Origin of the sequence: Mesobacillus persicus, assembly GCF_900109925.1 — a bacterium.
Taxonomy (GTDB): Bacteria; Bacillota; Bacilli; order Bacillales; family Cytobacillaceae; genus Mesobacillus_B; species Mesobacillus_B persicus.
Genome location: NZ_FOBW01000036.1, coordinates 1 through 8,548 on the forward strand (window position 1 = coordinate 1; position 8,548 = coordinate 8,548).

The following is an 8,548-nucleotide window of genomic DNA, read 5'->3' on the forward strand; positions in this document are numbered from 1 at the left end:
GATTTATTAATCCTTGATGAACTGGGTTATATCCCTTTGCATAAACAAGGTGGAGAGCTATTATTTCAAGTAATTTCAATGTGTTATGAGACCAAAAGCATCATTATTACAACCAACCTGCAGTTCGGTCAGTGGAACCACGTTTTTGGTGATCCGATTTTGACGGAGGCAGTCATTGACCGGCTGATCCACCATTCTCATCTGGTGGTATTTAACGGCGACAGTCATCGCTATAAGGAGTCATTATTACAAAACTAGCAATATCGTTGACGAGTGGTTTGAATGGATACATTTTTATCTGCCGTTTTGAACATTTTTTGCTTGCCAAATACATTCTTCTTCCAATACTAAACGGTTCATTAATTCGATTTTCTCTTTTAGGTTCAGACTATGCTGCTCCCCAGTAGATCCTGAGACAAGAACAGACTTTACTCCTTGCTTATACAAATCTCTAATATGATCAATCGTCCCCTGAATATTTAAAGTCTCGTCCGCAAAAAATGCCGTAGGTACAGCAATGTGAAAGGCTTCATTTAGCATCATCCTACCTCCTCACTATTAGTTACATCGCCCTTTTAATGCACTTTTGAGAACTAGACATAGTTTCGTGAATTAAGTTAAAGACGAAATGAATCTACATGGCCTCAACTCATGATAATTTTGTTATCATGCAATATCCAGCTTTATAAACAAGAATAGTTCAACTTATTATATTCCTTATATTTTACTGGTACATCTTTAATTTCCTTTAGTTGGTCCCTAATTCTGTATAGGGTCTGGCCACTAATATGAGTATGAGTAACATCATCATTTCTCCCTTAGGATCTTTTACAGTAATACCTTAATCTTGTGACCTAATTCCTTAAAATCAACATTTGAGTTTACGAGTTTGAAAAACTCAACAATAATAGGTGTATCCTTGTTTAACCCAATTCCTTCTTTTAAAAGTGCCTCTTTCCAAGAAAAAATATGGTCCTCAATGAATTCATCCAATGTTGAGTTCTCCGCGTAGGCTATTTTCTCCCCAATGTCTCCCCTAATATCACCGAAAGGAATTTCTACTATTTCCGTGGTTTCGATTGTACACGCAAGCATCCCTTTTTTGGTATAAACATCAAACTGGGTACCAACGCCTCCCTGTTCTTCTTCTGGAAGAGAATCGTACCAGATCTTTGGCGTACAAGTAGCGGTTTTCACCCCTAACAAACACTCAACTAACAGCCTTTCATCATTCTCATCCCTGCCCCAAAACGTCATTCTTTTCATCGTTCTTCGCCCCTCACAAGTAAGTAATCTCGTTTTCTAAAAAGTAATTATTTCTTTTCGGGAAATAAGTAAGAAACCAACAATAAAATAACACCTATTGCAAACCCCGTCCATGTTATAGTGTCGAGCGTGGTTAAAGATAGATTCTGAGATAAACCTGATAGTAGTAATACCAATCTTATAGCAAGTGTAAGCATTACTATCGCATAAGCAATCCACTGAGTAATCTTGCGTTTACTGTTTTCCTTACTTCTCATCAGACACGTCCTTTGAAATCATAATATTACCACGTGTGCATTTCCTTTATTTCACACTATTAAACTTCACTTTACTTGTCTCTATATTCTTAGAAACCATGTTTTTAAAAAGAATAATTTGATCATACGAATTGAAAAACCTTTTAGGCAAAATCATGGCCTTTTGTTTAGACAGATATAAAAGAAACATCTCTTCCTGTTCTAAGGCTAAATGAATGTCACTCCACTCAAAATAGGAATTTGGGCTTCTTACTTGTTGGTAATTTTCTCACTATTAAACTTGTAATTTATTTCGGTTTTCAAAAGTTGGTCGCTTTCATATTCTTTCGTTGCTCGTCGTTTCAACAATTTTTTTAAAGCGAAGAATATTAAAATAGTAAGAATGAGTGCTTGAATAGCTTTTGGAATGGAAACGATCATCCACACCAACAGATCATTTGGTATTGGCAATTCAAAAAGAATCCCAAGCGCCCATAAAATTATAAAGCTAATAAGGAAATAAATAGATGTAAATGTTTTCGAATGATACGTATTGTACTTTAAAAAATCCTCTAAACTTACGGTACCTTTGATTGAAAGTTCCTGATTAGTACTCAAAAAACCTCTCCCTTTTAACCATTTGATAATGTTATTAATACATGGGTTCTTTCATTAACTTTTAACAGGGGGTTCCTAGCTAATTGCCTGTAGATTTAGAAGAATTCCATCTTCTCTTCTATGTTTTTAATAACGGAATCGATATCAGCATATCCAAAATACTGAACATGGATAACGGCTTTTCCTTTTGCAGCAATCACGTCTTTCCTATGCTCTTCCTCATGAACAATCAATTGATCAAAACTTGGATGTTTTGTTTCAACAAAGTCTTCTTGGCTAAAAGGAAAGCCATACCTTTTTATTAAATCCGAAACCAGTGAATCCGCCATACTTTGAAAACGAAGCTGAAAAACCCTTGTAGTCAGACTTGGTGAATATTCTCCACTTCCGTCCTTCCACATCTCACCCGGAACCACTCCGGTCTCATCTGTTTCGTATTGCACGGGTGCCAACGGGCTCCAATCATACGAATAGCGGTTGCCCCAATCGACATTGTCACTCATATAGCTAGGTTTACCCCGTATCAACTCCGGATTCTGCTCTACATCCGCTAAACGGACGATTGGTAAGTCAATATCTCCCTCTGGCAATGTGTTCGTCTCCATTTTCGCAAGCTGTACGAAGGGAATGATTGCACTCAAGCCAACAATGAAGGTGAAAAGAAAACTGTAGTTTTTCTTCCATGAAGCATGATGGTTAATCGGTTTTCCTTCTACTAGATCTTTTCGCAAAGCTCGAATGGACCGGGATGCTTGAAACGAAGTGTAGGCCAAATACCCGATGAAGAAGGATAAAATCGTTTGTTGCATTATTCCTCCATCAATCATCACAAAGGTAGGGGTTCCATCAAGAAACCAAATCGAAAACATCATCCCAATGATTGCGACCATCGCAACCGCAATGAACACTGCATTCATCGTTAATTTCTTGTCTAGTTCTTTTAATGTGTAGGCTTGCTCGGCAGGATCTGTATGTAGCTCTGGTGCATCAAGCTCTGCGGGCGATGAAAAGACATGAAAAAACTGAAACCTCGTCACATACTCCCATCCACTTTCTTTATACAGCTGAATTTGTTCGGGTGAAATTTTCTTTTTAATCGATACATCGATTCTGTATCTCATATTCTTCGGTTCACCTTTGACAAACTGAGCAAAATGAATGCCCATTTTTTTTAGATGAAGCCCCTGTGCGGCTAAGTCTTTAAACCAGCTTTCGTGCTCACCAATTCGCCAATAATCACTGGGACGAAGTTTGTAGACTTTTTTATACATTCTCATCACCTTCTTCTAGCAATCGGCTGTCATAAATCAATGCTTTTAAGCGACGATACTCAATACGCAGCGCTTGTTCACCATCTTTGGTAATTTGATAGGTTTTCCTTCTGCCATCATCTTGTGCTAATGAAATAAGGCCATCTTTTTGCATCCGTGAGAGTACACCGTAAAGCGTCCCCGGGCCCATGGTTAATCGGCCATTTGATACATCTGTAATGGCATTCATTAGCTGGTACCCATGGTTAGGACGCATCAACGCTAATAATACATAATACATAGCTTCAGTCATCGGACCGCCATTATAGGCCATACTTTACATCCCTTCTCTCATCTTGTAAGAAGTACTTTATTATATATTATGCGACACGATATATCGTATAACATAATACTACCATATAAAAGAGGCGGAGGGACACCTTTAATTGCTATAAATATCCATAACAAAAGAGTAGGATTTTACCGTTTTAACGTAAAACTAATCTTCTATTACTTCTATATAGCTAACGCGGAATTTGTCCACATGGGGAAATTACCCTTCATGGACGCCAAATTCAATTTCATATGTACGCCCAGTAACTGCCTTCACCGCATGAAAAATTGTATCCTTATATCGTTCCTCTAACCAATCAGACTGAAATTGATTTTTTGAAAACACAACGATCGTATCCTCGTCCAGTCGTTTAGCAAAGGTTCCCTTAATCCATGTATCATAAGAGGGCTTCGATATTACCAATTGGATTTCACTTAAGACTTGATTCCACCAATGGAATACCTCTAACTCATCTTTTATCAATTGCGTTGATTGGGAAGCTTTCTGCGTAGATTTCTCAGTTTGTAATTCACTTATAACAGTCTCAATGACAGCAAGGCGTTTCTGCAATCCTTCGATTTCCTGATGTTGTTTCTTTTGTTCGATTTGGATGGATTCCGTTGAACTTTCCTGTTTTGTGTAACTTACTATCAACTGAAGAGCCCGACTCGTGCCGATATTCTCTACTATGTCGAGAAACTGCTTTTCATTAGGTGTTAACGGAGAAACTAGGAGTTGTTTGTTCTTGCGTTTCATTGAACGTTTTCGATTATTTCTAAATGGAGCCATAGTTAAGGTCCCTCCCTTTTTAGGTAGATTATTCTCATACCAAACTATAGACAAATTGTACCATTATTCATCGAAAAAACCAGGAGACAAACACACACAGTTTATACTCAAATAGCGGTTTTAAGCTACTTTACAATAAAAAATCGGGACACAGTTAATCACTGTCCCCGACTCGTAAAAATACTTTCTATTTGTTTGTAAAAAGACCTTCCTGCTTCTCTTCGTTCAGCTGTTTGGCCAATGAAAGAAAGAACGATAACGATTCTGGGTTACTCATTGAATCGGGGTTAATGGCTTTTTCCATTTCAAACCCTAGCAATAGCTTTCGGATGGGAACTTCCATTTTCTTCCCATTTAGAGTTTTTGGAATTTGCTCGACTGCATAGATTTCATCTGGCATAAAGCGCGGGGATAAGGTAGATTTGATTTCCTCTCTAATCTGCGCTTTCAACGAATCAGACAATTGAACGTCTTCCTTTAACACCACAAATAGTAAAAGCGATGAGTGACGTCCTAATACCTCTAAGTCAATCACCAGACTCTCAAACACTTCGTCTACATTCTCAACAATCCGGTAAATATCACTTGTCCCCATCCGGACACCAGAACGATTGATCGTCGAATCAGAGCGCCCATAAATAACCGAGCTTCCATCTGTATTAATTTCAATCCAATCCCCATGCTTCCACACACCAGGGTAAGTTTCAAAGTAACTATTAAAATACCTTTTATTCCCCTCGTCTTTCCAAAAATATAGGGGCATCGAAGGCATTGGCTTTGTGATCACCAATTCACCCACCTCATTCGTTAAAGCGTTTCCATTTTCATCAAAGGCCTGAGCTTCAACCCCTAAACAGCGCCCTTGAATTTCTCCTATTTTTACCGGTAAAATCGGAACGCCACCAACAAACCCGGTACAAACATCCGTCCCTCCACTTGAGGAAGCCAACCATACATCTTTCTTTAGATTTTCATAGACCCAGCGAAACCCTTCTTCCGTCAACGGAGCACCAGTGGAATTAATCGATTTAATTGTCGACAAGTCATAGTTCTCACATGGACGTACATTCTGTTTCATCGAGTTGATTAGAAATGGCGCGCTTGTACCAAAATCGGTCACTCTAGCATCCTCAGCCAATTCCCACAATACCTCCAGCGATGGATAACCAGGGCTTCCATCATACAGAACAACTGTTGCACCCGAGATCAAGCTCCCAACAAGTGTATTCCACATCATCCAACCAGTCGTCGTAAATTGGAACGTAACAGAATCCGGGGATAACCCTTTTTGAACGACCATCGTTTTCACATATTCAAGGGTGATACCACCATGACCATGGACAATCGGCTTCGGCATCCCTGTTGTACCTGATGAATAAACAATCCATAATGGATGGTCAAAAGGCAAACTTTCAAACGATAGCTCTGCCTTTGCTTTTAAAAGCTCATCCCAAAGAATCGCGTTATCTAAGTTTCCCTCCAGCTGACCTTGGTCTACATATGGCACCAAAATCGTATGAGATAAAGAATCTCCTAATTCGTTTTGCAACTCTGCGACAACAGACATTTTATCATATGTTTTGCCGTTGTAATGGTAGCCGTCCACAGCAAATAACACTTTAGGTTCAATTTGTTTAAAGCGGTCAACCACGCTTTTCGTACCAAAGTCTGGCGAACAACTTGACCATATCGCACCAATACTAGCGGTGGCTAAAAAGGCAATCATCGCTTCTGGAATATTTGGCATAAACGAAGCGACCCTATCACCCGGCTTGATTCCGAGTTCCCTTAAAGAGGAAGCAACGGAAGCGACACTTTCTTTCAATTCTGTCCAAGAGATTGTTCTCTCACGGACGGTTTCCGACCGGAAATAAAGAGCGGTCTTATCTCCCTGATCTTTGGCTAATAGATTCTCGGCAAAGTTCAGTCTTGCCCCTTCAAACCATTTAGCCCCCGGCATTTGCGCATCTGCTAAAACCTGATCATATTTTCTCGTAGCCTTTACATCACCGAATTCCCAGATCGATGCCCAAAATTCCTCTAGCTCATCAACCGACCACTTCCACAAATCCTGGTACCCATTGAACGACAAGCCCTTTGTTTCCTTTAACCAGTTCATATATCGATTCAGAGTCGTACTCTCGATAAATTCCTGCGAAGGCTCCCACATCACTTCACCAATTCTTCCATCCATTCAACCACTCCTACTCTTTGACTATATAAATATATCTATTCACCCTATCTAAAATCATACGAATCAAAGGAAGTTGTGTCAATTATTTGAGTGAAATTTCTGATAATAGTAAAGGAATAGCAGAGGGACGGTTCTTTTGTTTCCAAAAAACCAAGGATGAACAAAAAAAGAACAGCCACATCTGCTGTTCTTCCTAGACTGTTATTATATTAAGTTTTTGAATAGTAATATGTATATGGCGGTCCGGACGGGACTCGAACCCGCGACCTCCTGCGTGACAGGCAGGCATTCTAACCAACTGAACTACCGGACCAAAGTATTAAAAAAATTTGATTGGTTGCGGGGGCAGGATTTGAACCTGCGACCTTCGGGTTATGAGCCCGACGAGCTACCGGACTGCTCCACCCCGCGATAATAATAATTATATTGTTTTGTTTATGCTAAATGTTAGCACTGACTGTCCCGATCTCAGGAAGCATAACCAAGATGTGGCTCGATCAGTACAACTCGCAGATTATTCAAAGGAGTAACGCTCGTTGCTCCACCCCGCGATAATATTAATGACCAAAATAATGGAGGAGGAAAGGGGATTCGAACCCCTGCGCGGTTTGACCCGCCTGTCGGTTTTCAAGACCGATCCCTTCAGCCGGACTTGGGTATTCCTCCGTGTAAATGGAGCCTAGCGGGATCGAACCGCTGACCTCCTGCGTGCAAGGCAGGCGCTCTCCCAGCTGAGCTAAGGCCCCGTTATAATTGTATCTCCAACTGGTCGGGAAGACAGGATTCGAACCTACGACCCCTTGGTCCCAAACCAAGTGCTCTACCAAGCTGAGCTACTTCCCGTTAGTGGCGCGCCCGAGAGGAGTCGAACCCCTAACCTTTTGATCCGTAGTCAAACGCTCTATCCAATTGAGCTACGGGCGCATAAAGCTATTTATAAAATCTCGTTAAAATTAAACGAGCGTTATTTTCACCAGCGTGAAAAAACGTTGGTGCCGAGGACCGGAATCGAACCGGTACGGTAGTCACCTACCGCAGGATTTTAAGTCCTGTGCGTCTGCCAGTTCCGCCACCCCGGCAATTCAATGGAGCGGAAGACGGGATTCGAACCCGCGACCCCAACCTTGGCAAGGTTGTATTCTACCACTGAACTACTTCCGCATATAAATTGTAAGTTATTTTCAATAGCATGAAAAAACTTTGGTGCGGGTGAAGGGAGTCGAACCCCCACGCCTTGCGGCGCTAGATCCTAAGTCTAGTGCGTCTGCCAATTCCGCCACACCCGCATATAGTAGGTAATTCCTGATGGTGCCGGCCAGAGGACTTGAACCCCCAACCTACTGATTACAAGTCAGTTGCTCTACCAATTGAGCTAGGCCGGCATTATAAAAAATTTTCTTTGCTACCCGAAAAAAATATGGTGGAGGATGACGGGATCGAACCGCCGACCCTCTGCTTGTAAGGCAGATGCTCTCCCAGCTGAGCTAATCCTCCAAATCTGCGTAATTGCCTTTCTTAGATGAAAGGAAATAAAGAAAGTGATTTTCGCTACGCGAAAAAACTATGGTGACCCGTACGGGATTCGAACCCGTGTTACCGCCGTGAAAGGGCGGTGTCTTAACCGCTTGACCAACGGGCCATAGGGAATTTCATCTCATTTTACCCAAAAAAAATACCCACATTTGGGTTTGCCTGGCAACGTCCTACTCTCACAGGGGGAAACCCCCAACTACCATCGGCGCTGAGAAGCTTAACTTCCGTGTTCGGCATGGGAACGGGTGTGACCTTCTCGCTATCGTCACCAGACATATTTTAAAAAACAATTATTATTATAATATCTTTTTTTAATTTTGCAAGAGAA

The 8,548-nt window shown here is 41.0% G+C and carries 8 protein-coding genes, 12 tRNA genes, 1 rRNA gene and 1 pseudogene; 1 reads left to right on the forward strand and 21 read right to left on the reverse strand.

Annotated features, from left to right (window positions below):
- The coding region (locus BMX30_RS22970; protein ID WP_139195435.1) for an ATP-binding protein at nucleotides 1-258 on the forward strand (258 nt) is incomplete at its 5' end.
- A gap of 36 nt (nucleotides 259-294) precedes the next feature.
- Here the strand turns inward: BMX30_RS22970 and BMX30_RS22975 are convergent.
- From BMX30_RS22975 to rrf, 21 genes and pseudogenes are all read right to left on the reverse strand, one after another.
- Complete coding sequence (locus BMX30_RS22975) at nucleotides 295-543, reverse strand: dihydrodipicolinate synthase family protein (RefSeq protein WP_139195436.1); 249 nt, start codon at nucleotides 541-543, stop codon at nucleotides 295-297.
- A 285-nt stretch (nucleotides 544-828) separates the two neighbouring features.
- On the reverse strand, nucleotides 829-1,266 hold the full coding sequence (locus BMX30_RS22980; RefSeq protein WP_090750656.1) for an ASCH domain-containing protein: 438 nt from the start codon (nucleotides 1,264-1,266) through the stop codon (nucleotides 829-831).
- A gap of 303 nt (nucleotides 1,267-1,569) precedes the next feature.
- Nucleotides 1,570-1,752, reverse strand: a pseudogene (locus BMX30_RS24340) (YcxB family protein); the annotation flags it as partial.
- 20 nt (nucleotides 1,753-1,772) lie between these two features.
- Nucleotides 1,773-2,120, reverse strand: coding sequence for a hypothetical protein (locus BMX30_RS22995; protein WP_090750662.1), 348 nt, complete (start codon nucleotides 2,118-2,120; stop codon nucleotides 1,773-1,775).
- A 95-nt stretch (nucleotides 2,121-2,215) separates the two neighbouring features.
- The gene (locus BMX30_RS23000) at nucleotides 2,216-3,391 is read right to left on the reverse strand and encodes a DUF2812 domain-containing protein (protein ID WP_090750664.1); all 1,176 of its coding nucleotides are present in this window, start codon (nucleotides 3,389-3,391) and stop codon (nucleotides 2,216-2,218) included.
- Nucleotides 3,384-3,704: a PadR family transcriptional regulator gene (locus BMX30_RS23005; RefSeq protein ID WP_090750666.1), complete on the reverse strand. Its 321-nt coding sequence runs from the start codon at nucleotides 3,702-3,704 to the stop codon at nucleotides 3,384-3,386. The genes BMX30_RS23000 and BMX30_RS23005 overlap by 8 nt, the downstream gene beginning before the upstream one ends.
- Before the next feature lie 219 nt (nucleotides 3,705-3,923).
- Nucleotides 3,924-4,493: a DnaA N-terminal domain-containing protein gene (locus BMX30_RS23010; RefSeq protein WP_090750668.1), complete on the reverse strand. Its 570-nt coding sequence runs from the start codon at nucleotides 4,491-4,493 to the stop codon at nucleotides 3,924-3,926.
- Nucleotides 4,494-4,680: 187 nt separating this feature from the next.
- On the reverse strand, nucleotides 4,681-6,687 hold the full coding sequence (locus BMX30_RS23015; RefSeq protein WP_090750670.1) for an acetoacetate--CoA ligase: 2,007 nt from the start codon (nucleotides 6,685-6,687) through the stop codon (nucleotides 4,681-4,683).
- A 236-nt stretch (nucleotides 6,688-6,923) separates the two neighbouring features.
- Nucleotides 6,924-7,000 (reverse strand) — tRNA-Asp (locus BMX30_RS23020).
- Nucleotides 7,001-7,021: 21 nt separating this feature from the next.
- A tRNA-Met gene (locus BMX30_RS23025) sits at nucleotides 7,022-7,098 on the reverse strand.
- A gap of 162 nt (nucleotides 7,099-7,260) precedes the next feature.
- Nucleotides 7,261-7,353: transfer RNA gene (locus BMX30_RS23030), tRNA-Ser, on the reverse strand.
- A 7-nt stretch (nucleotides 7,354-7,360) separates the two neighbouring features.
- Nucleotides 7,361-7,433, reverse strand: a tRNA-Ala gene (locus tag BMX30_RS23035).
- A 20-nt stretch (nucleotides 7,434-7,453) separates the two neighbouring features.
- Nucleotides 7,454-7,530, reverse strand: a tRNA-Pro gene (locus tag BMX30_RS23040).
- Nucleotides 7,531-7,534: 4 nt separating this feature from the next.
- Nucleotides 7,535-7,611: transfer RNA gene (locus BMX30_RS23045), tRNA-Arg, on the reverse strand.
- 66 nt (nucleotides 7,612-7,677) lie between these two features.
- Nucleotides 7,678-7,766: transfer RNA gene (locus tag BMX30_RS23050), tRNA-Leu, on the reverse strand.
- A 7-nt stretch (nucleotides 7,767-7,773) separates the two neighbouring features.
- A tRNA-Gly gene (locus tag BMX30_RS23055) sits at nucleotides 7,774-7,848 on the reverse strand.
- A gap of 40 nt (nucleotides 7,849-7,888) precedes the next feature.
- A tRNA-Leu gene (locus tag BMX30_RS23060) sits at nucleotides 7,889-7,973 on the reverse strand.
- 20 nt (nucleotides 7,974-7,993) lie between these two features.
- Nucleotides 7,994-8,069: transfer RNA gene (locus BMX30_RS23065), tRNA-Thr, on the reverse strand.
- Between the two features lie 36 nt (nucleotides 8,070-8,105).
- Nucleotides 8,106-8,181: transfer RNA gene (locus tag BMX30_RS23070), tRNA-Val, on the reverse strand.
- Between the two features lie 70 nt (nucleotides 8,182-8,251).
- Nucleotides 8,252-8,326, reverse strand: a tRNA-Glu gene (locus BMX30_RS23075).
- Nucleotides 8,327-8,377: 51 nt separating this feature from the next.
- Nucleotides 8,378-8,493: ribosomal RNA gene (gene rrf / locus BMX30_RS23080) — 5S ribosomal RNA — on the reverse strand.
- Nucleotides 8,494-8,548 lie beyond the last annotated feature (55 nt).